19 protein-coding genes and 3 pseudogenes are annotated in these 24,876 nt (G+C 73.1%); 10 read left to right on the plus strand and 12 right to left on the minus strand.

Annotation, left to right across the window (positions count from 1 at the left end; translation table 11 throughout):
* Nucleotides 1-31 precede the first annotated feature (31 nt).
* From KUM44_RS36295 to KUM44_RS46255, 3 genes are all read left to right on the plus strand, one after another.
* A complete protein-coding gene (locus KUM44_RS36295) occupies nt 32-1,195 on the plus strand; it encodes an exonuclease SbcCD subunit D (RefSeq protein WP_217214017.1) in 1,164 nt (387 codons plus the stop codon).
* Nucleotides 1,192-4,182, plus strand: coding sequence for an AAA family ATPase (locus KUM44_RS36300; protein ID WP_217214018.1), 2,991 nt, complete (start codon nt 1,192-1,194; stop codon nt 4,180-4,182). The genes KUM44_RS36295 and KUM44_RS36300 overlap by 4 nt, the downstream gene beginning before the upstream one ends.
* Before the next feature lie 70 nt (nt 4,183-4,252).
* Nucleotides 4,253-4,744 carry a hypothetical protein gene (locus tag KUM44_RS46255; RefSeq protein ID WP_254390629.1) on the plus strand — a complete coding sequence of 164 codons (492 nt, stop codon included), beginning with the start codon at nt 4,253-4,255 and terminating at the stop codon, nt 4,742-4,744.
* Nucleotides 4,745-4,826: 82 nt separating this feature from the next.
* Here the strand turns inward: KUM44_RS46255 and KUM44_RS36310 are convergent, their stop codons facing one another.
* On the minus strand, nt 4,827-5,273 hold the full coding sequence (locus KUM44_RS36310) for an Lrp/AsnC family transcriptional regulator (RefSeq protein WP_062723023.1): 447 nt from the start codon (nt 5,271-5,273) through the stop codon (nt 4,827-4,829).
* Nucleotides 5,274-5,367: 94 nt separating this feature from the next.
* Here KUM44_RS36310 and KUM44_RS36315 point away from each other — a divergent pair, with 94 nt between their 5' ends.
* From KUM44_RS36315 to KUM44_RS36325, 3 genes are read left to right on the plus strand one after another with little or no spacing between them, the layout of a single operon-like run.
* A complete protein-coding gene (locus tag KUM44_RS36315) occupies nt 5,368-5,853 on the plus strand; it encodes a rhodanese-like domain-containing protein (RefSeq protein ID WP_217214019.1) in 486 nt (161 codons plus the stop codon).
* Nucleotides 5,854-5,909: 56 nt separating this feature from the next.
* On the plus strand, nt 5,910-6,431 hold the full coding sequence (locus KUM44_RS36320; protein ID WP_217214020.1) for an immunity 21 family protein: 522 nt from the start codon (nt 5,910-5,912) through the stop codon (nt 6,429-6,431).
* Between the two features lie 41 nt (nt 6,432-6,472).
* Entirely contained in the window at nt 6,473-7,306 is an 834-nt protein-coding gene (locus tag KUM44_RS36325; protein ID WP_217214021.1) for an SDR family oxidoreductase, read from the plus strand.
* Here the strand turns inward: KUM44_RS36325 and KUM44_RS36330 are convergent, their stop codons facing one another.
* Both KUM44_RS36330 and KUM44_RS36335 read right to left on the minus strand, forming a co-directional pair.
* Nucleotides 7,307-8,995: a DUF885 domain-containing protein gene (locus KUM44_RS36330; protein ID WP_217214022.1), complete on the minus strand. Its 1,689-nt coding sequence runs from the start codon at nt 8,993-8,995 to the stop codon at nt 7,307-7,309.
* A 63-nt stretch (nt 8,996-9,058) separates the two neighbouring features.
* Nucleotides 9,059-9,565 carry an Lrp/AsnC family transcriptional regulator gene (locus tag KUM44_RS36335; protein ID WP_217214023.1) on the minus strand — a complete coding sequence of 169 codons (507 nt, stop codon included), beginning with the start codon at nt 9,563-9,565 and terminating at the stop codon, nt 9,059-9,061.
* Nucleotides 9,566-9,626: 61 nt separating this feature from the next.
* On the opposite strand from KUM44_RS36335, the gene KUM44_RS36340 reads away from it, so the two are divergent.
* Complete coding sequence (locus tag KUM44_RS36340) at nt 9,627-10,880, plus strand: PLP-dependent aspartate aminotransferase family protein (protein ID WP_217214024.1); 1,254 nt, start codon at nt 9,627-9,629, stop codon at nt 10,878-10,880.
* A 12-nt stretch (nt 10,881-10,892) separates the two neighbouring features.
* On the opposite strand, the gene KUM44_RS36345 is transcribed toward KUM44_RS36340, so the two are convergent.
* The 5 genes and pseudogenes from KUM44_RS36345 to KUM44_RS36365 form a co-directional block, all read right to left on the minus strand.
* Nucleotides 10,893-12,314, minus strand: coding sequence for a GNAT family N-acetyltransferase (locus KUM44_RS36345; RefSeq protein ID WP_254390630.1), 1,422 nt, complete (start codon nt 12,312-12,314; stop codon nt 10,893-10,895).
* 358 nt (nt 12,315-12,672) lie between these two features.
* A pseudogene (locus KUM44_RS47810) lies at nt 12,673-13,023 on the minus strand (hypothetical protein); the annotation flags it as partial.
* A pseudogene (locus KUM44_RS36355) lies at nt 13,011-14,433 on the minus strand (SWIM zinc finger family protein). The pseudogenes KUM44_RS47810 and KUM44_RS36355, both read right to left, overlap by 13 nt.
* Before the next feature lie 144 nt (nt 14,434-14,577).
* The gene (locus tag KUM44_RS36360) at nt 14,578-16,152 is read right to left on the minus strand and encodes an alkaline phosphatase (RefSeq protein ID WP_217214025.1); all 1,575 of its coding nucleotides are present in this window, start codon (nt 16,150-16,152) and stop codon (nt 14,578-14,580) included.
* A gap of 135 nt (nt 16,153-16,287) precedes the next feature.
* Complete coding sequence (locus KUM44_RS36365) at nt 16,288-17,778, minus strand: PLP-dependent aminotransferase family protein (RefSeq protein WP_217214026.1); 1,491 nt, start codon at nt 17,776-17,778, stop codon at nt 16,288-16,290.
* A 62-nt stretch (nt 17,779-17,840) separates the two neighbouring features.
* On the opposite strand from KUM44_RS36365, the pseudogene KUM44_RS36370 reads away from it, so the two are divergent.
* Nucleotides 17,841-18,665: pseudogene (locus tag KUM44_RS36370) on the plus strand (EamA family transporter); the annotation flags it as partial.
* A 75-nt stretch (nt 18,666-18,740) separates the two neighbouring features.
* Here the strand turns inward: KUM44_RS36370 and KUM44_RS36375 are convergent.
* The gene (locus KUM44_RS36375; protein WP_217214027.1) at nt 18,741-19,571 is read right to left on the minus strand and encodes an alpha/beta fold hydrolase; all 831 of its coding nucleotides are present in this window, start codon (nt 19,569-19,571) and stop codon (nt 18,741-18,743) included.
* A gap of 223 nt (nt 19,572-19,794) precedes the next feature.
* Between KUM44_RS36375 and KUM44_RS36380 the strand changes: the two genes are divergently transcribed.
* Nucleotides 19,795-20,679 (plus strand): RNA polymerase sigma-70 factor, encoded by an 885-nt coding sequence (locus KUM44_RS36380; protein WP_217214028.1) that lies wholly within the window; start codon nt 19,795-19,797, stop codon nt 20,677-20,679.
* Between the two features lie 168 nt (nt 20,680-20,847).
* Nucleotides 20,848-21,609, plus strand: a complete 762-nt coding sequence (locus KUM44_RS36385) for a GntR family transcriptional regulator (RefSeq protein WP_217214029.1) — start codon at nt 20,848-20,850, stop codon at nt 21,607-21,609.
* A gap of 75 nt (nt 21,610-21,684) precedes the next feature.
* Here the strand turns inward: KUM44_RS36385 and KUM44_RS36390 are convergent, their stop codons facing one another.
* The 3 genes from KUM44_RS36390 to KUM44_RS36400 form a co-directional block, all read right to left on the minus strand.
* Nucleotides 21,685-22,842 (minus strand): ROK family transcriptional regulator, encoded by a 1,158-nt coding sequence (locus KUM44_RS36390; RefSeq protein ID WP_217214030.1) that lies wholly within the window; start codon nt 22,840-22,842, stop codon nt 21,685-21,687.
* Between the two features lie 121 nt (nt 22,843-22,963).
* Nucleotides 22,964-23,626, minus strand: a complete 663-nt coding sequence (locus KUM44_RS36395; protein WP_217214031.1) for a response regulator transcription factor — start codon at nt 23,624-23,626, stop codon at nt 22,964-22,966.
* Between the two features lie 14 nt (nt 23,627-23,640).
* The gene (locus KUM44_RS36400; RefSeq protein WP_217214032.1) at nt 23,641-24,810 is read right to left on the minus strand and encodes a sensor histidine kinase; all 1,170 of its coding nucleotides are present in this window, start codon (nt 24,808-24,810) and stop codon (nt 23,641-23,643) included.
* Between the last annotated feature and the right edge of the window lie 66 nt (nt 24,811-24,876).

Here is a 24,876-nt window from a genome sequence, read left to right on the forward strand (position 1 = left end):
TGGGGGGAAACATGCAGGTCGGAGCGGCGTCTTGAGAATCCTGCACACTTCCGACTGGCATCTGGGCCGGGCGTTCCACCGGGTGAACATGCTCGGTGCCCAGGCCGGGTTCATCGGTCACCTGGTCACGACCGTGCGGGAGCGCGGCGTGGACGCGGTGGTCGTGTCGGGGGACGTGTACGACCGGGCGGTGCCGCCGCTCGCCGCGGTCGAGCTGTTCGACGACGCGCTGCACCGGCTCGCCGACCTGGGTGTGCCGACGGTGATGATCTCCGGGAACCACGACTCGGCGCGCAGGCTCGGCGTCGGAGCAGGGCTGATCGGCCGTGCGGGGGTTCATCTGCGGACCGAACCGGCGGCGTGCGGTACGCCGGTCGTGCTGCGGGACGACTTCGGTGACGTGGCCTTCTACGGGCTGCCCTATCTGGAACCCGCCCTGGTGAAGGACGAGTTCGGCGTGGACAAACCCGGACACGAGGCCGTGCTCGCCGCCGCCATGGACCGAGTGCGCGCCGATCTCGCCGCACGCGCGCGTGGCACCCGGTCGGTCGTCCTCGCGCACGCCTTCGTCACCGGAGGCGAGGCCAGCGACAGCGAGCGGGACATCACCGTCGGCGGGGTGGCCGCGGTGCCCGCCGGGGTCTTCGACGGCGTCGACTACGCGGCGCTGGGCCATCTGCACGGCTGCCAGGCGATCACCGAACGCGTCCGTTACTCCGGCTCGCCCCTGCCGTACTCCTTCTCGGAGGCCGATCACCGCAAGAGCATGTGGCTCGTCGACCTGGACGCCGACGGCACGGTCACCGCCGAGCGCGTCGACTGCCCGGTGCCGCGCGCGCTGGCCCGGATCCGCGGGACGCTGGAGGAACTGCTCGCCGACCCCGGGCTCACCCCGCACGAGGAGGCATGGGTCGAGGCGACACTCACGGACACGGTGCGCCCGGCCGACCCGATGGCCCGTCTCGCCGAGCGCTTCCCGCACACGCTCAGCCTCGTCTTCGACCCCGATCGGGCGCCGGACGATCCCGAGGTGTCCTATGCGCAGCGGCTCGCGGGCCGCAGCGAGCAGGAGATCGCGGAGGACTTCGTCGCGCATGTGCGCGGGGCCGGGCCCGACGAGGACGAACAGGGCGTGCTGCGGGACGCCTTCGACGCGGTGCGGGCCGACGAGGCCGTGCGGGAGGTGGCGCGATGAGGCTGCATCGCCTCGATGTGACGGCCTTCGGGCCCTTCGGCGGCTCTCAGCGCGTCGACTTCGACGCGCTGTCGGCGGCCGGGCTCTTCCTGCTGCACGGACCGACCGGCGCCGGCAAGACCTCCGTCCTGGACGCCGTCTGCTACGCGCTCTACGGCTCCGTGCCGGGCGCCCGCCAGAGCGGCCAGGGCATGGCCCTGCGCAGTGACCACGCCGCGGCCGGCACGCGCACGGAGGTCCGCCTCGAACTCACCGTCGCCGGACGCCGGTTGGAGATTACGCGACAGCCGCCCTGGGAGCGCCCCAAGAAGCGCGGCTCGGGTACGACGCTCGACAAGGCGCAGAGCTGGCTGCGCGAGTACGACCCACAGGCCGGGACCTGGAAGGACCTCAGCCGCTCGCACCAGGAGATCGGCGAGGAGATCACCCAGCTCCTCGGCATGAGCCGCGAGCAGTTCTGCCAGGTCGTCCTGCTGCCCCAGGGCGACTTCGCCCGCTTCCTGCGCGCCGACGCCGAGGCCCGCGGCAGGCTGCTGGGCCGCCTCTTCGACACCCGCCGCTTCGCCGAGGTCGAAAAGCGCCTGGCCGAGCGCCGACGCGCCGCCGAGGCCCAGGTACGGGACGGCGACGCCGCGCTGCTCGCCGACGCGCACCGGATGCAGCAGGCGGCGGGCGACGCCATGGCGCTGCCCGACCTCGCACCGGGCGAGCCGGGCCTGGCGGACGCCGTCCTCGGCGCCGCGGCCGTCGCCCGCAGCACCGCCCGCGAGGAGCTCACCGTCGCCCACTGCCGCCTCCTCGCCGCCGAATCCGCTCAGGCCGCCGCCGACCGCCTCCTGGGCGACGTACGCGAGGTGGCCCGGCTCCAGCGGCGGTTCGCCGACGCGCGGGAGCGGGCCCGGGTGCTCGAGGAGCGGGCCGACGGCCATCGGCAGGCGCAGGACCGGATGGAGCGGGCCCGCAAGGCGGCGGCCGTGGCACCCGCGCTGGAACTGCGCGAGGCCACCGAGACGGAGCACCGACGGGCGGTCGGGGCCGAGGCACGCGCGCGTGGACTGCTGCCGGAGACCCTCGCCGACGCCGGCGCCGCCGGACTCGCCGCCGCCGCGCGCCGGGCCGCCGAGGAACTGGGCGGACTGGAGTCGGCCCGCCGCGCCGAGCAGCGGCTGGCCGACCTCGCCGACGAGCGCGACGAGCTGGACCGACAGGAACGGGCCGACGAGGGCCTGCTTCAGGACGCCGAGGACTGGCTCTCCGGGTGGGAGGAGAGCCGCGTCGCGCTCCAGACCCGTATGGACACCGCCCAGCAGGCCGCGACCCGCGCCGAGCAGCTCGCCGTACAGCGCGAGCCCGCCCAGCAGCGGCTCGGCGCCGCCCGGCTGCGCGACCAGCTGGCCGGCGACACGGACGCGGCCGCCGACCAGGCCCGACTCGCCCAGGAGCAGGTCCTGGAGGCCAAGGCCCACTGGCTCGACGTCAAGGAGCGGCGGCTGAACGGCATCGCCGCCGAACTGGCCGCCCAGCTCGAGGACGGCGCGCCTTGCGCGGTCTGCGGCGCCACCGACCACCCCGCCCCCGCCCGCAAGGACGCCGGACACGTGGACCGGGAGGCGGAGGAGCGCGCGCTGACCGCCTACCAGCAGGCGGAGGAGCGGCACACCGAGAAGGAACGGCACCTGGGCGTCGTACGCGAGGCACTCGCCGCCGCCACCGCCGAGGCCGGAGACACGCCGACCGAGCAACTCACCGCGTACTGCGACGAGTTGGAGCGTCTCTACGCGCAGGCCCGCCGGGACGCGTCCGCGCTGCACCCGGCGCACGAGGAGCTGCGCCGAGCCGAGGCGGAGTACGAGCGACGGACCGCCGACCGGCAGCAGGCGGCCGTCAGGGTGGCCTCCCGGGTGGGACACCGCGAGCGGCTGGACCGGGAAAGGGCCGCTCTGGAGGCGGAGTTGGCCCAGGCCCGGGGCGCCGCCGACAGCGTGGCCGCGCGCGCCGCCCAACTTCAGCGGCGGGCCCAGCTGCTCACCGACGCCGCCGACACCGTGCGCGCCGCCGAGGACGCCGCCCAGCGGCTCAAGGACGCCGACGCCCGCCTCGCGGACGCCGCCTTCCGCGCCGGGTTCGACACCCCGCGGGCCGCGGCCGCCGCGATCCTCGACGACGCCGCGCACCGCGAACTCAGGCGGCGGCTGGACGCCTGGCAGTCGGAGGAGGCCGCCGTACGGGCCGTCCTCGCCGAGGCCGACACCGCGGCCGCCGCCCAGCAGGCGCCCGCCGACGTCATGGCCGCCGAGCGGGCCGCTTCCGCCGCGGTCCGACGGGCCCGCGACGCCGCCTCCGCGCACGACGCGGCCGCCCGGCGCTGCACCGAACTCGACCGGCTGTCCGCGCGCGCGACCGCCGCCGTACGCCAACTCGCCCCACTGCGCGAGGAGTACGACCGCGTGGCCCGCCTCGCCGCCCTCACCGCGGGCACCTCGGCGGACAACGAACGCAAGATGCGCCTGGAGTCGTATGTGCTGGCGGCGCGTCTCGAACAGGTCGCCGCCGCCGCTACCGTACGTCTGAAGCGCATGTCGTCCGGCCGCTACACCCTCGTGCACTCCGACGACCGGGCCGGCCGTGGCCGCAGCGGGCTCGGGCTGCACGTCGTCGACGCCTGGACCGGGCGCGAGCGGGACACGGCGACACTGTCCGGCGGGGAGACGTTCTTCGCCTCGCTGGCCCTCGCCCTCGGCCTCGCGGACGTCGTCACCGACGAGGCCGGCGGTGTCCGTCTCGACACCCTCTTCATCGACGAGGGCTTCGGCAGCCTCGACGACCAGACCCTCGACGAGGTGCTCGACGTCCTCGACTCCCTGCGCGAGCGCGACCGCAGCGTCGGGATCGTCAGCCATGTCGCCGATCTGCGGCGGCGGATCCACGCGCAGCTGGAGGTCGTGAAGGGGAGATCGGGGTCGGTGCTGCGGCAGCGGGACGCGTAAGGCTCCCCACCCGCCGCGCGGCCGTGCCCGCCGGGACCGGTCCCGGCGGGGGAGGAGTTCCCTGGCGAGCATGATGCGTAGAACGTCATCCACCGCCGTCGTCGCCGCTGTGGTCGCTTTCGTGGTCGCCGCTCTCCCGTCGTGTTCCTCGGATTCCCCGGACGGGTCTCCCGCCGAGGGCCGGCCCGGCGTGTCCGGTTCCGGGTCACCGGCGCCCGACCCCACGCCGTCGCCCTCGCCGACCGGGCCATGCGCCGACGGGACGTGCGAGATCGAGGTCGCGGTGGGGGACGTCGTGACGGTGCCGGAAACGTACGGCCTCGGGCCGATCGAGGTGACGGCGATCACCGGACGCTCGGTCGAGATGGTCGCGCCGCTGACGGGGTCGGGCTACAGCGTCGCGGGCTGTTCCGGTGGCGGCGGCGTGTCCTCGAAGGGCAGCGGCGGTGTCGGGTTGCGCTGCGACGAGGGGACAGCCGCGACCATCAACGACGCCATGAGCCTCGAGGTCGTCGAGGTCCTCGCCGCCGCCGCTGTCCTTCGTATCGAACCCGCCGGGTGACGTACGGCTCGGTCCTCGATCTCCGGTCGTTCAGCCGCGTCCCCTGCTCGACGGCTGGTCCTGGCGGTCGACATCGGCGGGGTCACTGGCCGAGCGGGCGCCTGGGCAGGGGGGACGAGTAGACCACGCTCGTCGTCACCGAGCCCAGTGTGCCGATCTTCCCGGACACCTCCTCCAGGTGCCGCATCGAGCGGGCCGCGACCTTGATGACGAAGCAGTCGTCGCCCGTGACGTGGTGGGCCTCCAGGATCTCGGGCGTCGCCGCGACCAGGTCGTGGAAGGGCTTGTAGTTGCCGTTCGGATACCGAAGGCGTACGAAGGCGAGGATCGGCAGCCCCAGCCGCTCGGGGTCGACCACGGCGGCGTACCCCTGGATGACGCCCGCCTCCTCGAGGCGGCGCACCCGCTCCGTGACCGCGCTCGCGGACATGGACACGGCACGCGCCAGTTCGGCGAAGCTCGCGCGGCCCTCGCGCTGGAGGACGTCGAGGATGCGCCAGTCGGTGGCGTCCGGGGAAAACGTGGTCATGGGGGAGAAGTAGCAGGGGAATCCCCGGTGGATCAAGAGGAGTGCCGGGGATTGCGCCTTCTGGAAGTGGATCATCGGTCATAGGTTGGTGGGTATGACGAACGCTGCCACCACGACCGCCAACCCTGTTCTACGTGTCGCTCCCGCCAGCCCGGCCGAGGCCGCCGCCCACTTCCGCGCGAGCCTCGTCTTCCACGCCGACGTCTCCGACGTCGCCGCCGCCCTCGCGGCCGAGGGCGACCCCGGCTTCGTCGTCCTGGACTCCCGTTCCACCGAGTCCTGGGACCAGGGCCACATCCCGGGCGCGATCCATCTCCCCACCGCCCTGATCCCCGAGCAGGCCGGGCAAATCCTCGACAGGTCCGTGCCCGTCGTGACGTACTGCTGGGGCCCCGGCTGCAACGGCGCGACCCGCGCCGCCCTCGCCCTCGCCGAACTCGGCTACCAGGTCAAGGAGATGCTCGGCGGCTTCGAGTACTGGGCGCGCGAGGGCTTCGCGTACGAGACCTGGGAGGGCCGCGAGCGGCGTGCCGCCGACCCGCTGACGGCTCCGGTGGACGCGGAGAACTGCGGCTGCTGATCCGCGAGTTGGGCACGCCGGCCGGTGAGCCCACTGTGCGTGTAGGTTCTGCTGCCATGGTGCGATACGCGGAACCGGGCGCGGTGGAGTGGGTGGAGTCGGGCGGCGGCCCCCTGATAGCGATACCGGAGGCGGTGCTGCCGTTCTGGGCGGGCGCCGACGGCGACGAGACCGCCTCGGACTACGACCGGGCCTGCGAGGTCGACGGGTCCGTCGGCCTTCTGCCCGTGGGCGACAGCGCGGCCCTGGTACTGGGCGACGAGCCCGCCTCCACCGCCTATCTGCCCGACCATGGTGTCTTCGTACGCTGGTGCGCGGCCGATTCCGAAGCGGACCTGCTGGCCCGGGTCCCGGCCGCCCTCAGCACGGCCGTCTGGGAACCCGAGGTGCGCTGGAAGGTGCCAGGTGCGGTGGTCGTCTTCGACTCCGCCTGGCCGGGCCCCGAGACCGAACGGACCGACCATCTGCGGGTGGCCCTGGAACCGGGGGCGTACGCCGTGTGCGCCGCGCAGGTGCAGCCCGGACCGGAGACGTGGCTGGGGCTCGTACGGCTCGAGCGGTTGCCGCACCCCGAATAACCAGGTGCGCCAAGGCCGGCCGTTCCCCATGATGATCTGTCATGCCTCGATTCCCCCACCCCGCCCCCGAAGACCTGCGCCGCGACCCGCTGCCCCTGCGTGGCCGGACCGCTCTCGTCACGGGGGCCAGCAGACGCGCCGGCATCGGGCATGCCGTGGCCCGGCGGCTCGCCGCGTACGGGGCGAGCGTCTATCTGCACCACCATGTGCCGCACGACGACGCCATGCCCTGGGGAGCCGACCGACCCGAGGAGGTCCTCGCCTCCGTCCGCGCGGCGCTCGGTGACCCCGATGCCCAGGTCCTCGCGGGACCGGGTGACCTCTCCGACCCGGCCGCGCCCGCCGAACTGATCGCCACGGCCGCCTCGGAGCTCGGCGGACGGCTCGACATCCTGATCGCCAACCATGCCGTCAGCGGCTCCGACGGCACCCTCGACGAGATCGACGCCCAGATGCTCGACACGCACTGGGCGGTCGACACCCGCGCGGTACTGCTCCTCGTCCAGGCGCACGCCCGGCTCAGACCGGCCGGCCCTGGCGGACGCGTCGTGATGATGACCTCCGGCCAGGACATCGCGGGCGGCATGCCCGGCGAGATCGCGTACGCCCTTCAGAAGGGCGCCCTCGCCTCGATCACCCGCTCCCTGTCGACCACGCTCGCCGAACAGGGGATCACGGTGAACACCGTCAACCCCGGCCCCGTGGACACGGGCTACCTGACCGGCGAGGCGTACGAGGCCGTGGCGGCCGCCTTCCCCGCCGGCCGGTGGGGCATGCCGGACGACCCGGCCCGCCTCATCGCCTGGCTGGCGACGGACGAGGCGGGCTGGATCACCGGTGAGGTCATCAACTCCGAGGGCGGCTTCCGGCGCTGATCAGAGCGCGGACAGCTCGTCGACCAGGTCGTCCAGGCCCAGCGAACCCTGGGACAGGGCCGCCATGTGCCACGTCTTGAGGTCGAAGGCGTCGCCGTGCCGCTCGCGCGCCTGCTCGCGGCCCAGCAGCCACGCCCGCTCGCCGAGCTTGTAGCCGATGGCCTGGCCCGGGATCGTCAGATACCGGGTCAGCTCGCTCTCCACGAAGTCCGCCGGACGGCTGCTGTGCGAGCCGAAGAACTCCTGCGCCAGCTCCGGAGTCCAGCGCTCACCCGGGTGGAACGGCGAGTCGGCCGGGATCTCCAGCTCCAGGTGCATGCCGATGTCGACGATGACGCGGGCCGCCCGCATCATCTGCGCGTCGAGGTAGCCCAGCCGGTGCTCCGGGTCCGTGAGGAAGCCGAGCTCGTCCATCAGCCGCTCCGCGTACAGCGCCCAGCCCTCGCAGTTGGCGCTGACATGGCCGACGGTGGCCTGGTAGCGGGAGAGGTCCTGCGCGACGTGCGCCCACTGCGCGAGCTGGAGGTGATGGCCCGGCACGCCCTCGTGGTACCAGGTCGAGACGAGGTCGTAGACCGGGAACCGGGTCAGCCCCATCGTCGGCAGCCAGGTACGGCCCGGACGTGAGAAGTCCTCGGTCGGGGGCGTGTAGTACGGCGCCGCCGCGCCGCCGGGCGGGGCGATGCACGACTCCACCTTCCGTACCCGCTCGGCGAGTTCGAAGTGCGTGCCGTCCAGCTTCTCGATCGCCTCGTCCATCAGGCCCTGAAGCCAGTCACGGACCTCGTCGACGCCCTCGATGTGCTTGCCGTGCTCATCGAGGTGTGCCAGCGCCACCCACGGTGTCGCGGCGCCCGGAAGGATCCGCTCCGCCTCCTGCTTCATCTCGCCGAGCAGACGGTGGTACTCGGCCCAGCCGTAGGCGTACGCCTCGTCGAGGTCGAGGTCCGTGCCGTTGAAGTAGCGCGCCCAGCGGGCGTACCGCTCGCGGCCCACCGTGTTCGGCGCGCCCTCGATCGCCGGCGTGTACACGTCGCGCATCCAGTCCCGCAGCTCCACCACGGCGGCCGTCGCACCGCGGGCGGCCTCGTCCAGCTCCGCGCGCAGCGCCTCGGGACCGGCCGAGGCGAAGTCCTCGAACCAACCGCGGCCCTCGCCCGTGTCGGACCACTCGGTGAGCTGGTCGACGAACGTGGCGGTCGGCCGCGGGGCCGCGTACAGCTTGCGCTCCAGCCCCTGTGCGAGCGATTCGCGGTACCCCGCGTACGCGGTCGGCACCGCCCGCAGCCGTTCGGCGATGGCGGCCCAGTCCTCGTCGGTCCCGCTCGGCGTGACGGTGAAGACCTCACGGACCGAGTGGGCGGGTGTGGCCATGTTGCCGACCCAGCGCAGGCCCTCGTCGGCCTCGTGCACGGCGAGTTCCGCGGTGAGCCGCTCGCGCAGCAGGCGCCCGCACCGGCGTTCGCTGTCACTGTCCGCGGCGGGCGCGCGCTCGGCCTCGTCGAGTCGCGCGAGGGTGGCCCGCTGGAGCTCCGCGAGTGCCTCCTGGCCCGCGGGCGAGAGGTCGGGGAGCCGGCTCGAACTCTCCTTCACACCGAGATACGTACCGGTGATCGGGTCGAGGGCGATGAGCGCGTCGACATACGCGTCGGCGACCTCACGGGGCAGCGGGCTGTGGGTATCAGACATACGGGCCATCCTCGTACGGCGACCGCCGCCGCGTCAGCCCGGTTTCGCCGGTGCCTGCCCGCGTCAGACGGATTTCGCTGAGGGCTTGTTCTCCGGGGCGCCGGGTGGCAGCAGCGGCCCGCAGTCCCACTGCTGGAAGATCAACCGCGTCTCCACCCGCGCCACTTCGCGCTGGGAGGTGAACTCGTCGAGCACCAGCCGCTGGAGATCCGCCATGTCCGCGACCGCGACATGGACGAGATAGTCGTCCGGCCCGGTCAGATGGAACACGGTCAGCGACTCCGGCAGCGCCCGGATCCGCTCCACGAACGGCCCCACCAACTCCCGCCGATGGGGCCTGACCTGCACGGACAGCAGCGCCTGAAGCCCGCGGCCCAGCTTGGCCGGGTCCAGCCTGAGCTGATGGCCGAGAATCACGCCCGAACGCCGCAGCCGCGTGACCCGGTCCAGACACGTCGACGGCGCCACCCCGACCTGCTCGGCGAGGTCGCGATACGTGGTCCGGGCGTCGTTCTGCAACAGCCGCAGCAGATGCAGATCGACCGGATCCAGTGCGACAGATTCGGCCATGTGCCGAACGTAACACGGGGTTCCACCCATGGAGCCCGCCCGCTGTTCAGTCTTCCGCTCCATGGACTCAGCGAGCAGGGAGGCATACGCCGGTATGCACGGGTACGACGAGGTACGCACCGCATCCAGAGCACTCGCCACCGAGGCCGTCCACGCCGGCCGCGACGACCTCGCCCGGCAGGGACTGCACGCCCCGCCGATCGACCTGTCCACCACCTACCCCTCCTACGACAGCCGCGGCGAGGCCGCCCGCATCGACGCCTTCGCGACCACCGGCGCCGAACCGGACGGCCCGCCCGTCTACGGCCGTCTCGGCAACCCGACCGTCGCCCGCTTCGAGACCGCCCTCGCCCGCCTGGAGGGCACCGAGGCGGCGGTCGCCTTCGCCAGCGGGATGGCGGCCCTGACCGCGGTTCTTCTCGTACGGGCCTCGATGGGCCTGCGCCACGTCGTCGCCGTACGTCCCCTGTACGGCTGTAGCGACCATCTGCTCACCGCCGGGCTGCTGGGCTCGGAGGTGACCTGGACCGACCCGGCCGGCATCGCGGAGGCACTGCGTCCGGACACCGGCCTGGTGATGGTCGAGTCCCCGGCCAACCCCACGCTCGCCGAGGTGGACCTGCGTGCGGTGGCGCACGCCTGCGGATCCGTCCCGCTGCTCGCGGACAACACCTTCGCCACGCCCGTGCTCCAGCGGCCCGCCGAACACGGTGCACGGCTGGTGCTGCACAGCGCCACCAAGTACCTCGGCGGACACGGGGACGTGATGGCGGGCGTGGTGGCCTGCGACGAGGAGTTCGCCGGACGGCTCCGGCAGGTACGGTTCGCCACGGGCGGCGTCCTGCATCCGCTGGCCGGCTACCTCCTGCTGCGCGGCCTCTCCACCCTTCCCGTCCGCGTCCGGGCCGCCGCGGAGACCGCCGCCGAACTCGCCCGCCGCCTCACCGCCGACCCGCGCGTCGCCCGCGTCCACTACCCCCGCATCGGCGGCGCCATGATCGCCTTCGAGGTCCACGGGGACCCGCACGAGGTCATCGCGGGCGTCCGTCTGATCACGCCCGCCGTGAGCCTCGGCAGCGTCGACACCCTCATCCAGCACCCGGCCTCCATCAGCCACCGCATAGTCGACGCGGACGACAGGCGGGGCGCCGGGGTCAGCGACCGTTTGCTGCGGATGTCGGTGGGGCTGGAGGACGCCGACGATCTGTGGGCCGACCTGGATGCGGCACTGGGAGTGCGGCCGCGCCCCGAAAGGGGCGCGGGGAACTGCGCGACCAGCCACAACGAACCCGCCGCAGCCGCCGCCAGGCCCTAGCCCGAACGGCGCTCAGGCCTTCCCCCACTCACCCGCACGGGACAGCCGTTCCGTGACTGGCTCCTCCACCGCCGTATCCAGACGGGCCGTGATGACGAGGGTCCCCTCCTCGATCTGATAGTCGAGGGGGAGCCCCAACCCGCGCATCGCCGCGACCATCCCGGTGTTGGACGACTGCGTCACGGCGTACACACTCGCGCACCGCGCCTCCACCGCCATCCCCACCAGCCTGCGCAGCAGCTCGGCGCCGATCCCACGCCGCTGCCACGCGTCCTCGACCAGCAGCGCGACCTCCGTCTCGTCCCCGTCCCACAGCAGATGACCGAGCCCGACGATGCGCCCCGATGCGGTCTGCACGGCGATCGTCCGCCCGAACCGCGGACTGAGCAGGTGACCGAGATAGCGGTCGGCGTCACCGACCGGCCCGTGGTACCGCATCCCGAGCGTCCGTGCGGAGCACCGCTCGTGCATCTCCTTCGCGGCCCGCAGGTCACCGGTGTCCGCCCGGCGCACGGTGATGTCATTGCCCTCGGGCAGCGTCAGCACGTCCTGGCTGCGCGGCACGCGCGGACCGAGCCGGGCGTCCAGCTCCACCAGGGCCCGCGCCCGCGCGAACTCGGTCGGCGTGAACGGCAGATACGGCCGCTCCACGGTGATCACTCCGCCTTCCGGCGCCCGCAGCCGCATCACGGTGTCCTCGAGAGCCCCCTCCACCGGCACCGCCTTCGGTCCCCGGCCGCCACCGGCCGGCGCGACAGGCAGCGAACGGATGGTGCACCGGCCCAGCAACTGCCGCAGCGCCAGCGGGAGTTCCGCCGCGTCCAGGGCGGTGCGGGTGGCGAGACCCAGTACCCGGGTCGGCGCGTCCACCAGGTCATGGGCGTCGGCCCGCTCGATCCAGGTCCCGGTACCGCCGGCCACCGAGACCTCCTCGGTGATCTCGGCCGACGCGAGCCCACCGGGCGCACGGAGCAGGAACTCGTCCACCGTGCCCTCGGCCAGCGGATGGGTCTGGAGGCTGAGGATGTCCACCCGCAGCCCGGCGAGCGCCGTGCACAGCGCCGCGAGCGACCCCGGTGCGTCCCTCACCGTCGTCCGCATTCGCCACAACGCGCTCTCCTCGGACACCGTCGCGGACGTCTCCCGCGACTGCTCCGACGACCCGGCCTGCTCCGCGGAGGGCGGCCGGGCACCGGTATCGCGCGTCGGCGGAGCGTGACCGTGGCGGCGTGACCACCATGAGCGGAACCCGGCCGCGGCGACCAGCACCGTCGCCGGAACCAGCAGCAACGCCGGTCCGCCGGGGCCCTTCCCGCTCAGGTGCGTGATGCCGTCGATCACGGCCACCGCCGTGAGGAGTGCGGCCAGGTGGATGACGTTGCGTCGCCAGTGGTGCACGGGGCGCCCGTGCCTCGTCCGCGTCACATCAGACATGTCTCGACTCATGCAGCCACTGTGAAGGACGGGTGTTGCGTGATCACGAACGCATTGTGACCGGGCGGTAAAGAAGGCTTATGCCGGGTTTGTCGCCTATTCAATAACGTAGTGCGGTGCGGGGTGGGGCTCCGAGGGTGATCGGCCGGGGCGGTGGCGGGTCTCGTCAGGCGGCCACGCCCTCCGCCGGCGCGCTGCGCAGCCGCCGGGCCTGGGCCACCAGCCGGGACGAGCCACGGCGGTCCGCTGTCATCGCCAGGTGTGGTATCTCCCCCTGTGCCCCGTGCCCCGTGCGTTCGGCGCACTCCGCGGCGACGGCCAGGAGATCCCCGAGCCACCGGGCCGAAGCGGCCGACCGTGAGCTGAGCGGACGCTCGGCCAGTCGGTGCACCACGTCGCCGAGCCAGCCGGGAGCCCGGTCGCCCAGGAGGTGGATCAGCACCCCCGGCGACGCGGGCCACCAGCGCATGTCGGAGGCCGCGAGCCAGCTCGCCACGCCGGCCGCACCGGTCTGACACGCGGTCCCCGCCGCATGCAGGGTGGGACAGGCGCGGCGGGCCTGCGCCGTCCACTGGTCCGCCCTCAGCTCCTTGCGCAGTGCCCTCAACTCGGGGAAGCACGCCCGTCGTTCGGCGTCCGTCATGCCGTCCAGCAGGCTCACCGCCTCGGCCGTCCGCCCGGCCCGTACCGCTTCCATCAGTGAACCCATCGCGCACCCCCGTCGACTCGTGCCATGTCCCGCTCCGCCGCGGCGATGCCGCGCCGCACCATCCGTACCGCCAGGGCGTGCTTGCACGGCCCGCGCCCGCCCCGGTACTTCGCCCACCACAGGCAGCTGCAACGGAGCACGTCCGCCTCGTCGCGCACCCGGTGCACATGCCCGTCCTGCGCCGTCACAGTCCCGACGGCGCCGTCCAGCGTCACCGCGCCCGCCGCCACCAGCGCCCGGGCCGAACGCAACCGCGGGTTGTGCCGCTCCACGCGCTCGGCGTCGTACGGCAGCTCCCGGTGGAAGTACGCCGCCTCCGCCGTGTCGTATCCGACCCGCCCCGACCCGCCCCGACGTGCCCAGGCGGACCAGGGCCGCCCGCACGCCCTCGGGCGTGAGGCCCGAGGCGGCTGCCAGGTCGGCCACGTCGACACGGGGCTCCCATGCCAGGAGCACCGCGATCAGCTCCGCGTCCTCGGCGGCCTCGTCGGTGGCGAGCGCGTCGAGGACGCCGCCCTCGCCGGAGAAGCCACGCGAGGCGTCGGGCGACAGGGTCAGCGTCAGCCGCATGCTCGGCAGCACCACCTCCCAGGCACTGGCCGTAGCGGCCGCGCCGCCGGTGACCGCGGGGCCGTACACCCGCAGGGCGGTGGCATGCCGCAGCACCCGCTGGAGCGCGGCCAGCCGCTCCGGGCCGGGCCAGACACACCGCACCGGGCACCGCACGCGTGGTCGGCCGCAGCCCGCCGCTGCCCGACGGCACCACCCACCGTGCGCCCACCGACGTGCCGCGCGCCCCACCGCGCGGCAGCGCCCGCAGGAACCGCACGGCTTCGGCGGCCGACAGCTCGGCCCGCAGATCGAAGCCCGCCGCTATGACCTGCGCCTCCGCGAAGCCCCGCAGCCAGCGGTCCGGGAGCGGCACGTTCTTCTCCACGACCGGGCCGTCCAGCGTGGTCACCGCCGGCTCCTCCGGTCCCACGCGCAGATGCAGCGGATCGTCCGCGCCGATCCTGGACAGGGCCTCGCGCAGAGGGTTGTTGACGTCGACGTTCGTCGTGCCGTGCCCCACCTCACCGCCGTCCAGGCCCGGCTCCAGCACATCCAGACGGGCGTACACCCCGCAGCAGCCGGAGAACGACTCGAAGCGCAGCCGGTCGCCGTTGCCCGTCACGACCGGGTCGAGGGAGGCCCGCAGCTGCCGCTGGTGGCCGCCACGTCGGCCACCGCGAGCAGTCCGGCCGAGGCCACCTGAGGAAACGTCAGGAAGCCCGCGAAGAACCGCGGATGGTCCTCGACGCCCGAGGGCGTCGCACCCCGGGAGGTCTCGAGCCCCAGGCGCTGTCCGTCCGCCGCGGACTCCGGCACGGAGGGTCGGCAGTAGGCCACGGCCTGCAAGGATCGCGTCATGGAAAAACCGTAGAGGCGACCACTGACAATCGCTCTGACCAGCGAAAACGGGCTCGCGAACGGGGAGTTCGGCAGGCCGGGTACGATCGTGCCGCGCACCGTGGGATGACACCGGTGCGCGGCACGAGGTCCAGGCTACGGGAGTTACTGACCGACCCGGCCCGGTTGCAGGACCTGGGTGAACAGCACGGTGCCGTCGGACTCGCGCAGCCGGACCGTCAGTTCGCCGCTGTCGCCGTCGATGTCGACCTCGCCGAAGAACTGGTAGCCGCCGGCCGGCGAGACGTTCGCGGTCGTCGGCGCCTTGATGAACACCCGGTCCGGACCGAAGGTGTTGTCCAGCGTGTTCGCCGGGAACGCGCCCGCGTTGAGCGGGCCGGAGACGAACTCCCAGAACGGCTCGAAGTCGGTGAAGGCCGCCCGTGACGGCTGGTAGTGCTGGGCCGAGGTGTAGTGCACGTCGGCGGTCAGCCACACCGTGCCCGTGATACCGCGGTGCTTGATGAACCGCAGCAGCTCCGCGATCTGTAGCTCCCGCCCCAGCGGCGCACCCGGGTCACCCTGCGCGACGGCCTCGACGTTCGGCTTGCCGTCGCCGGTGTCCGGTACCACCAGGCCGAGCGGCATGTCCGAGGCGATCACCTTCCACACCGCCCGGGAGCGGGCGAGCTCGCGCTTGAGCCACCGCAGCTGCTCGGCGCCGAGGATGCCCTGCGCGTCGGTGGGCTGTTCGTCCGGCGAGTTGGCGTTGCGGTAGGTGCGCATGTCCAGCACGAACACGTCCAGCAGCGGGCCGTGGTTGACCACGCGGTAGACCCTGCCGTCGGGGCGGCGCAGCGTCGAGATGGGGAAGTACTCCGAGAACGCCTGCCGGGCGCGCGAGGCCAGGACGTCGACGTTCTTCTCGGTGTAGCGGGCGTCGGCCAGGATCTCGCCGGGGTACCAGTTGTTGGTCACCTCGTGGTCGTCCCACTGGATGATGGACGGGACCTGGGCGTTGAACCGCTTGAGGTTGTCGTCGAGCAGGTTGTAGCGGAAGTTGCCGCGGAACTCGGCCAGGGTCTCGGCGACCTTGGACTTCTCCTCGGTGGTGATGTTCCGCCAGGTGCTGCCGTCGGGCAGCGCGACCGAGGCCGAGATCGGGCCGTCGGCGTAGATGTTGTCACCGCTGCACAGGAAGAAATCCGGGTCCAGCGCGGCCATCGCGTTGTAGATCCGGTAGCCGCCGAAGTCCGGGTTGATGCCCCAGCCCTGACCGGCGAGGTCGCCCGACCACACGAACCGCACCCCGTCGCGCCGCCGCGCCGAGGCCGTACGGAAGGTGCCGGTGACCGGCTCACCCGTGCGGCGCGGGTCGTCCGGGTCGGCGAGCAGCACGCGGTAGTGGATCTGCTCGCCGGACGGCAGGCCGCGCAGCCGGGTCGTGCCGGTGAAGTCCGTGTCGGCGCCGAGCAGCGGGCCGTGCCATCTGCGCGGATTGCGGAACGACTCGGTCGCGGACGTCTCCACGACCATCCGGGCCGGACGGTCCGACCGCACCCACACCAGCCCCGAGTCGCAGGTCACGTCGCCCGTCTGGACGCCCCATCCCGCCCTGGGCCGCCCCGACAGGGCGAACGCCGGTGCCGAGCCGAGCGCCGCGGGCAGCGTGAGCGCCGCCGAAGCGGCGAGCGAGCCGCGCAGAACGCTGCGACGGCCCGGGAACGAACGGTGTGACATGGAGAAGCCTCCAGGGGCGGGATCCGGCCAGTGTGCAGTGCCACAACTACTGGTGCGCCGCAGCGCACACGGAAACCACAAGTGAACAACTGACCGCATCCGGGAGGGAACCGGCGCGTCCGGGGCGCGTCGTGCTCAGCGGCGGCGCGTGGCGGTCGCCTCGGCCATGAGCCGTACGCCCGCCCGGATCCGTGTCGGCGGCAGGTGCGCGTATCCCAGAACCAGCCGCACACCCGGCTGCCCGCCCTCCCCGGCACGCGCGGGTGCGTGGCCCCCGAACGCGTGGTTCGCGTGCGCGTACTCCGTCACCGGACGCACCGCCACACCGGCCGCGGCCACACGCGCGAGGAACCGCTCCTGAGGCCCGTACCGTTCCGGCAACGCGGCGATGACGTGCAGACCCGCGGCGATCCCGGTCACCTCCGCGCCAGGAAAGTGCTCCTCCAGCGCGGAGACGAGGGCGTCGCGACGCTCCCGGTACGCGCGCTGGCACCGCCGCAGCTGGCGGTCGTAGTCGCCGCGCTCCACGAACCTGGCGAACAGCGCCTGGTCGAGGGTGGGGTGCCCGAGGTCCATGGTCCGCTTGCGCTCGACGACGTCCTCGGCCAGTGCCTCCGGTACGAGCAGCCAGCCGAGCCGCAGCCCCGGAGCGAGGGACTTGCTGACCGACCCCGCGTAGGCGACGCGCTCCGGGTCGAGGCCCTGGAGCGCGCCGAAGGGCGCCCGGTCGTACCGGAAGTCGCCGTCGTAGTCGTCCTCCAGAACGAATCCGTCGACGGAGCGCGCCCAGTCGAGCAGCTCGGTACGGCGGCGGGCCGAATAGGCGATTCCGGTGGGGAACTGGTGGGCCGGCGTCGTGACGACGGAGCGTACGCCCGACTCCCGCAACGGACCCATGACGAGCCCCTCGTCGTCGAGCGGCAGCGGCACCGTGGCGACGCCCGCGGCCGCGTAGAGGGCGTCGTGTTGCGGGCTTCCGGGGTTCTCCACACCGACCTCGCGCAGGCCGCGCGCGTGCAGTACGAAACCGAGCAGCGTGGTCGCCTGTGCCACGCCGGAGACGACCACCAGGCGCTCGGGATCAGCGACCACCCCCCGACGGCGTGCCAGCAGCTCGGCGAGCGCCGTACGCAGCCGGGGCAGGCCGCGCGGGTCGGGATAGCCGAGCTCGTGGTGCGGCAGCCCGGCCAGCACCCCGCGCTGCGCGGCCGCCCACGCGGCGCGCGGGAACATCGACAGGTCCGGCGTACCGGGGACGAAGTCGGCCAGGGCGCCGGTGGCCCGCGGAGCGAGGTCACGTGCGCGTGGCCGGGCCGACCGTACGGCACCGCCCACCCAGGTCCCGGCACCCCGGCCGCTGCGCAGATAGCCCTCCGCCGTCAGCTGCTCGTACGCCTCGGTGATCAACCCGCGGGACACACCGAGGTCGGCCGCGAGGTCCCGGCTCGACGGCAGCCGCGTGTCCGGCGCCAGCCGCCCCGACCGCACCGCCTCACGCAGCGCCGCCTGCAACGAACGTCCACGCGTGCGTGCGGGCGCCGAAGCGGCCGGCAGAAGCAACTCCCAGGCGGCGGAGCCCACCTGCCGCTCCGGGCCGTCGGCCGGATTGGCCTTGGATGACGTCATGAAAGTGGACCTTAATGCGGACCGCACCGGTTCCTAGCGTCGCTCCCATGAACACGACCACCATGCGCGGAGCCCTCCTCGCCGCGCTCGCCTGCGTCCTCGTCGGAGGATCCTTCACCGCCAACAGCCTCCTCGGCGACTACCCGTACGCCGGCGGCCAGTTCGTGCGCTACGGCCTCGCCTGTCTCCTGCTCGTCCCCCTCGCCGGGCGGGGCGCCGCGGCCCGGCTGCGCGCGCTCACCGCGCGTCAGTGGGCTCGCCTCGTCGTCCTCGCCGCGGTCGGCATGGTCGGCTTCAACCTGGCCGTCATCGCCGCCGAGCGCACCGCCGAACCGGCCGTCCCCGGCGTCTTCGTCGGCTGCGCTCCGGTGGTGGTTGCCGTGGTCGTGCCCTTGCTGGACGGGCGGCGACGACCGCAACGGACGGTCCTGTACGGGGCGTCACTCGTCGCGGTCGGCGCGTTCACCGTGCAGGGCTGGGGTCGCACGGACGGCGTCGGCATCGCCTTCTCCGTGTGCGCGCTGATCGGCGAGGTCGGTTTCGCGGTCCTGGCCGTGCCCGTCCTGCGCCCGCTGGGCCCGCGGCTGCTGTCCGCCGTGGTGTGCGGGATCGCTGCCGTGGAGTCCGCGACGGCGGGCCTGCTCCTCGACGGCACCGCGTGGCTGCGCCGGCCCGACACCACCGAGACCCTGGCTCTCCTGTGGCAGGCCGTGATCGTGACCGTCGTCGGCTTCGTGTGCTGGTACATCGGGATGCAGCGGATCGGCGCCGAGCGCGCCACCCTCTTCTCCGGCCTCATCCCGGTCGCCGCCGCCTGCACCGCCCCGCTCGTCGGAACCGGCTCCTACGGCGCCGTCCAGGCCCTCGGCAGTGCCCTGGTCGGCGCCGGAGTCGCCCTGGGCTCCGGCGCGTTGACGCGCACCCCGCGCGGGCTCACCGCACGCGTGCGTACCCCGCGCGAGTCAGCGGCTGCCGTCGAGGATGACGCGCGCGACCAGGGCAGGGTCGTCGTTCATGGGGCAGTGGCCGCAACCGGGCAGCCGGACGAGGCGGGCCCGGGGGATGATCTGCTTGGCGCGCACACCCTGGCGGCGCACGAGCAGCCGGTCCCTGCTGCCCCAGGCCACGGTGACCGGGATCCCCGGGATGTCGTCGGTGAACTGGACGGCCCGACCGGCGCCGAGGGTCTGGTCGAAGCCCGTGGCCCGCGCAAGGGCCAGCGTCTCGGCGACCACGGCATCGGGTGACCGGCGGCCGGGGCGCGCGTAGATCGTGCTGGTCAGGAGCGTACGGCCGGCCGCCGACCGGGAAAGGTGCTCCACCAGGGGCAGCGGCAGCCGCCGCGCGATGCGCCGCATCGCGAGGAGCACACCGAAGGCGTAGCGGCGCTCGGCCTCGGACCAGAAGCCGGCCGGGGAGAGGGCGGTCACGGACCGCGCCAGCTTCTCGCGGCCGAGTTCCAGCGCGATCAGACCACCCAGAGAGTTGCCCACCACATGCGGCCGTTCGAGCTCCATCGCCTCGCAGAAGGCGCCGAACACGGCCGTCGTCGTGGCCAGGTCGTAGGCGAGGCCGTCGGGCAGGCCCGGGGACGTCCCGAAGCCGGGCAGGTCCACGGAGATGACGTCGCGCTCGGTCGCGAGGATGTCCACCACCGGGTCCCAGACCTGCCGGTGGTGCCCGATCCCGTGCAGTAGGAGCAGCGGTTCACCGCTTCCCACGCGCGCGTAGTCGACGCTCACACTCTGCGGGCCGTGCGGGGAGTCGACCTGGAAGGAGACGGTGGCGGACATGGGGTGCTCCTCGTCTGGGACACGCTGACGGAGTCTGGGACACGCCGACGGACGGCCGTAGACAGCTTGTCAGCAATTGCTACCGGCGGGTAGACCCTGGCGGCCGGTGATCCTCGGGGAGGTGTGACCCGCAACGTGCCATCCCCGCCTCATGGTTGAACGACCGCGCCCGTGGCGCCGATTTCGCCTGGACACCGCCGGACGCGTCGGATGGGATGGAACAGTGACCACCTACACCGAGACCGACGTCTTCGAAGAGCATCGCCCCGTCCTCCTGGGAGTCGCCTACCGCATGCTCGGCCGCGTGGCCGACGCGGAGGACGTGGTACAGGAGACCTGGCTGCGCTGGTCCAACGCCGACCGGTCCGAGGTGCGCGAACCGCGCGCCTACCTGGTGCGCGTCACGACGCGGCTCGCCATCGACCGCTTGCGCCAGGTCAAGGCGCGGGGCGAGACCTATGTCGGCCCCTGGCTGCCGGAGCCGTACGTCACCGACTTCGGGGACGCCGTCCCGGACACCGCCGAGCGGGCCGTCCTCGCCGACTCCGTCTCCCTCGCCGTCCTCGTCGTCCTGGAGTCGCTGTCGCCGCTGGAGCGGGCGGTGTTCGTCCTCAGGGAGGCCTTCGGCTACCCGTACACCGAGATCGCCGCCATGCTCGACCGCGGCGAGGCGGCCGTGCGCCAGCTCGCCGGACGGGCCCGCAAGCACGTCGACGAGCGGCGGCCTCGGTACGAGGTCGACCCCGTCCAGCGGCGCGATCTCACCGAACGGTTCCTGGCCGCGGCGGCGGAGGGCGACCTGGAGGGGCTCATGTCCCTGCTGGCCCCGGACGTCCGCCTCGTCGGCGACAGCGGCGGCAAGGCCAAGGCGCCGGTGCGGGTCCTGGAGACCGCCGACAAGGTGGGCCGCTTCCTCATCGGCGCCGCGCAGAAGGGCGCCGCCGACGTGTCCTTCCGGTTCCTGGAGGTCAACGGCGGCCCCGCGGTGCTGGTGCACTCCGGCGACAAGCCCGACAGCGTCTTCCAGCTGGACGTCCTGGACGGCCGGATCCAGGCGGTCTACATCATCCGCAACCCCGACAAGCTCACCTCGCTGGCAACGGCGTAGCTCCCGCCGCCGCGTCATGGGCGCGGCGGCCCGAGCCGGCCCGTGAACGTTCCCGGATTGGTATTGACCAAGGGTGAGGGCCGCCCTATGGTCGCTGATAAGTGCAACAACCTTTAATAAACAAGGGCGCTAAAACGCCGCTGGGCCACGGCGATTGCGGAGGACAGGGTGGGGACCACGCAGCTGGAATCGGTGCCGGAACCGAAGTACTGGCACCTGAGGACCGTGCTCAGTGAAGCACTGGACTCCGAATTCACCGTGGGCGAGATTCTGCCCAACGAACGCGACCTGGCCGCCCGCTTCGGCGTCGCCAGGGCCACGCTCCGCCAGGCCCTGGAACAGCTCGAACTGGAGGGCAGGCTCCAGCGCCGCCGCGGCGTCGGTACGACCGTCGCCCCGCCGCGCGTGGGTGTGTCCGTCGGCAGCGAGCAGCACGCCTGGCCGGGAGCGCCGGACGACGTCTGGCAGCCCGTGGACTGCACGCAGGCGGTGCCGCCCGCGTCCGTGGCCGCCGCCCTGGACAGCGGCCGGGACGAGCCCGTGCACACCGTGCGCCGCTCCCGCGTGACGCACGGCCAGCCCGTGGCCGCCGAGTTGCTCTACATCCCGGAGTCGTCGGTGCCCGACCTCTCCGCCATCGACGCCCCGTGCGGAGCGGCACGCGCGCGTGCCGTGCTGCGTGAGCTTCAGCGCATGGAACTGGAGGGCCAGGAGAGCGCCGTCGAGCTGGGCTCGGCCCGCGCGGACGACGCCAAGGAGCTGGACCGCCTCCCCGGGGCCCCCGTCCTCGTCGTCACCACCCGCTACATCGCCGAGGGCCGCACCGCCGCGCTCTCCGTCGCCACGTACCGCGCGGACACCTGCCGGCTGACCTTCGGTGACTCCGGCCGCGTGGAGATCCGCCAGGACCCGGAGCGCCAGGCGTCCTGACCGCCGTACCCGCACATGCCGCGCCCCGGAGCCACTCCGGGGCGCGTCGCGTTCACCGGCACGGACGGTGCGTCGTCAGCGCCGCCCCGTCACCGTCCCCTCCACCGCGAACAGCTGCTCCTCCACATGGTCGAGGGCGAGCCGCAGCGCGCCCGTCGCCACGGCCGCCTCGCCGAGGAGGGACAGGGCGACCTTCGGCGGGCGCAGACAGTAGCGGGCCAGTTCGCGCCGCAGCGGCTCCAGTACGCCGTCCAGGCCGGCGGCCCAGCCACCGACGACGACCAGCTCGGGGTCGAGGGCGAGGACGAGCGCGGCCACGTCGTGGACGAGGCGCTGGATGAAGCGGTCGACGGCCGCGAGGGCACGCTGGTCGCCCTTGCGGGCCTGGGCGAAGACCTCGGCGACCGCGCGCTCGTCGAGAGGGCGCAGTGGCTCGTCCGTGGTGGACAGCAGGGTCTCCGGTGTCGCCTCGCGGCCCAGGAGGTGCAGCGCGCCGATCTCGCCGGCCGCGCCGCCGAACCCCCGGTGCAGTTGTCCGCCGATCAGCGAACCGGCACCCGGGCTCAGCCCGGCCAGGACGAACACCACGTCGTCGGACTCGGTGGCGGATCCCTTCCAGTGCTCGGCGACGGCCGCCGCGTTGGCGTCGTTCTCCACCAGGACCGGGCACTTGAAGGAACGGCTCAGCCGCTCGCCCAGCCGTAGCCCCGTCCACTCGGGCAGCGCGGCGCCCAGCCGCACGGTCCCGTCGGCCTCGACGATGCCCGGCGTCGCGACGCCGACGGCCCGCAGCGAGCCGCGTGCCACACCCGCCCGGCGCAGCAGTTCGGCGACCGCCGTACGCACCCGCTCCAGCCGCTCGTCGGCCGGAGCCGTCTCGTCGACGTCCTTGTCGATGGCGCCCAGCACCCGGCCGTCCAGGTCGGCGAGGAGCGCGGCGACCCGATGCGCGCCGATGTCCACCCCCAGCAGATGACCCGCCTCGGCCCGGAACCGGAACCGCCGCGCGGGCCGGCCCTGCCGCCGCACGACACTCTCGTCGGCCGCCTTCTCGACGACGTACCCCGCCTCGATGAGCCCTTCGACGACGCCCTCGACGGTCGGCCGGGACAGTCCGGTCACCCGGGTGATCTCCGTCAGTGTGGCGGCGTCCGTGGCACGCAGCGCGTGCAGCACCACCGCGGAGTTGATCCTTCGCAGCAGCGAGGGGTCCCCGCCGGTCAGCTGCCCCAACGTCCGTCCTCCCAGCTCGTGCGCATGTTGGGCGGATGGTACTCGCCGCGGCGCACCCCGGCGAGAGGCGGGCACCCCGACGACCTACTGGTCGGTCCGGCCGGCCTGTCCCCGCCGGCTGTCACCCCGGCGTCACGAACCCCGACTCGTATGCCGTGATCACCGCCTGCGTGCGGTCCCGCGCCCCCAGCTTCGCCAGAACGGCGCTCACATGGGACTTCACCGTCTCGGTCCCGACCACCAGCCGGGCGGCGATCTCCGCGTTCGACAGGCCGCCTGCCATCAGCCGCAGCACTTCGGCCTCCCGGTCGGTCAGCCTGGCCCGGTCCAGGACCGCCCGCGCCGCCCTGTTCCCGCCGTCGTCGCCGTACTGAGCGGCGAGCTGCCGCACCGACGCCGGGAACAACAGCGACTCACCCTCGGCGACCAGTCGCACGGCGTGCACGATCTCGGCCGGCCGGGCCCGCTTCAGCAGAAAGCCGTCGGCGCCGGCCCGCAGCGCCTCGTACACGTACTCGTCGTTCTCGAAGGTCGTGACGACGACGATCTTCGGCGGTGCGTCGACCGTCCGCAGCACCGCGCGCGTGGCCTCGATCCCGTCCAGCAGCGGCATCCGTACGTCCATGGCCACGACGTCGGGCCGCAGTTGCCGTACCAGCGGAATCACCGCCGCCCCGTCGGCCGCCTCACCGACCACCTCGATGTCCGGCTGCGCCTCCAACACGGCCCGCAGACCCGCGCGTACGAGGGGTTCGTCGTCGACGAGGAGAACGGTGACCGGCATCCGGCCAGCCTAGATCAACTCAATGGCAGCTCGACATGCACCTGCCAGTCCCCTTGGTCGGGGCCGGTTCGCGCGTGTCCGCCCAGCAGTGCCGCGCGCTCGCGGATCCCGCGCAGACCGCTGCCTCTGCCGGGCCCGGGTATGTCATCGGCGAGCGGATTGCGGACCTCCAGGGTGAGCGTGCCGTCCGCGACGGCGACACGGACGCGTGCCGGGGCGCAGTCCGCGTGCCGCAGCACGTTGGTCAGCGACTCTTGCAGGATGCGATAGCCCTCCCGGGATACCGGCCCGGGCACCGTGTCCAACGGCCCGGTCATGTCGATGTCGACCTTGGTGCCGGAGGCCCGCGCGGACTCCAGCAGCCGGTCCGCGTCCGTGAGCGTCGGCCGGCTGCTGACCGGCCGGCCGGACTCTCGCAGGACGCCGAGGACCCGCTCCAGATCCTCCAGGGCGGCCCGCCCGGTCTCCTCAATGGCCTCCAGGGCACGGTCGGTGAAGGCGGGATCGCCGGCGGCGCGGGCGGCGCCCGCCTGGACGACGGCGACGGTCAGGGCGTGGCCGATGGAGTCGTGGAGTTCACGGGCGATACGGGTGCGTTCCAGGAGCTGCTCGGTGCGCTCCTCCAAGGCGGCGAGTCGCTCGGCGGGGGAGGGGCCCAGGAGGCGGTGGGCGAGGGCGGTGATGAGGTGACCCGAGCCGACCACGGTCAGCGCCAGGGCCCCCAGCGACAAGGGTGCGAGCAGGACGTGCCACCAGTGGTGGCCCTCCAGGGGGAGCAGCGCGCCCTCTTCGACGTCGCGACCGAAGGCGGACGACACCAAGTCCACCGAGGCGAGGAGCAGTTGGAAGGTGAACATCGAGGTCGCGCAGCCGAGCAGGAGCCGCACCTCCAGCCACACGACGAGCCGGGCCCGGTCGCCCCAGGAGGCGGACGGCGTGACGACGATGCCGGTGCTTCCACTGTCCTGCCGGTGACCGGTCAGCAGCAGCCTTGCCTGGAGCCCTTCCACGCTGCGCATCGCCGGCACGAGCCCGACGGGCGCGAGCAGCGCGGCCGCCAGCACCCAGGTCCACCACGCTTCCTTGATGAACAGCAGCATCGACGGCCACACGATGACGATGCACAAATGCAGCAATCGTGTGTACGTCACCACCCGACCGAACGGGCGCAGCAAACGGACCATTTCGTCATCGTGCCAGCCACCACTGACAACGGACCTCCCCCGCACGGGGGAGACGATCTCCTCGGG

Origin of the sequence: Streptomyces sp. AC550_RSS872 (assembly GCF_019049285.1) — a bacterium.
Taxonomy (GTDB): Bacteria; Actinomycetota; Actinomycetes; order Streptomycetales; family Streptomycetaceae; genus Streptomyces.

Excerpts from the sequence above, each read along its gene's own strand:
- KUM44_RS36300 (WP_217214018.1), top strand. The coding sequence starts at position 1,192 with ATGAGGCTGCATCGCCTCGATGTGACGGCCTTCGGGCCCTTCGGCGGC.
- KUM44_RS46255 (WP_254390629.1), top strand. The coding sequence starts at position 4,253 with ATGATGCGTAGAACGTCATCCACCGCCGTCGTCGCCGCTGTGGTCGCT.
- KUM44_RS36310 (WP_062723023.1), bottom strand. The coding sequence starts at position 5,273 with ATGACCACGTTTTCCCCGGACGCCACCGACTGGCGCATCCTCGACGTC.
- KUM44_RS36315 (WP_217214019.1), top strand. The coding sequence starts at position 5,368 with ATGACGAACGCTGCCACCACGACCGCCAACCCTGTTCTACGTGTCGCT.
- KUM44_RS36320 (WP_217214020.1), top strand. The coding sequence starts at position 5,910 with ATGGTGCGATACGCGGAACCGGGCGCGGTGGAGTGGGTGGAGTCGGGC.
- KUM44_RS36325 (WP_217214021.1), top strand. The coding sequence starts at position 6,473 with ATGCCTCGATTCCCCCACCCCGCCCCCGAAGACCTGCGCCGCGACCCG.
- KUM44_RS36330 (WP_217214022.1), bottom strand. The coding sequence starts at position 8,995 with ATGTCTGATACCCACAGCCCGCTGCCCCGTGAGGTCGCCGACGCGTAT.
- KUM44_RS36335 (WP_217214023.1), bottom strand. The coding sequence starts at position 9,565 with ATGGCCGAATCTGTCGCACTGGATCCGGTCGATCTGCATCTGCTGCGG.
- KUM44_RS36340 (WP_217214024.1), top strand. The coding sequence starts at position 9,627 with ATGGACTCAGCGAGCAGGGAGGCATACGCCGGTATGCACGGGTACGAC.
- KUM44_RS36345 (WP_254390630.1), bottom strand. The coding sequence starts at position 12,314 with ATGTCTGATGTGACGCGGACGAGGCACGGGCGCCCCGTGCACCACTGG.
- KUM44_RS36360 (WP_217214025.1), bottom strand. The coding sequence starts at position 16,152 with ATGTCACACCGTTCGTTCCCGGGCCGTCGCAGCGTTCTGCGCGGCTCG.
- KUM44_RS36365 (WP_217214026.1), bottom strand. The coding sequence starts at position 17,778 with ATGACGTCATCCAAGGCCAATCCGGCCGACGGCCCGGAGCGGCAGGTG.
- KUM44_RS36375 (WP_217214027.1), bottom strand. The coding sequence starts at position 19,571 with ATGTCCGCCACCGTCTCCTTCCAGGTCGACTCCCCGCACGGCCCGCAG.
- KUM44_RS36395 (WP_217214031.1), bottom strand. The coding sequence starts at position 23,626 with ATGCCGGTCACCGTTCTCCTCGTCGACGACGAACCCCTCGTACGCGCG.
- KUM44_RS36400 (WP_217214032.1), bottom strand. The coding sequence starts at position 24,810 with ATGGTCCGTTTGCTGCGCCCGTTCGGTCGGGTGGTGACGTACACACGA.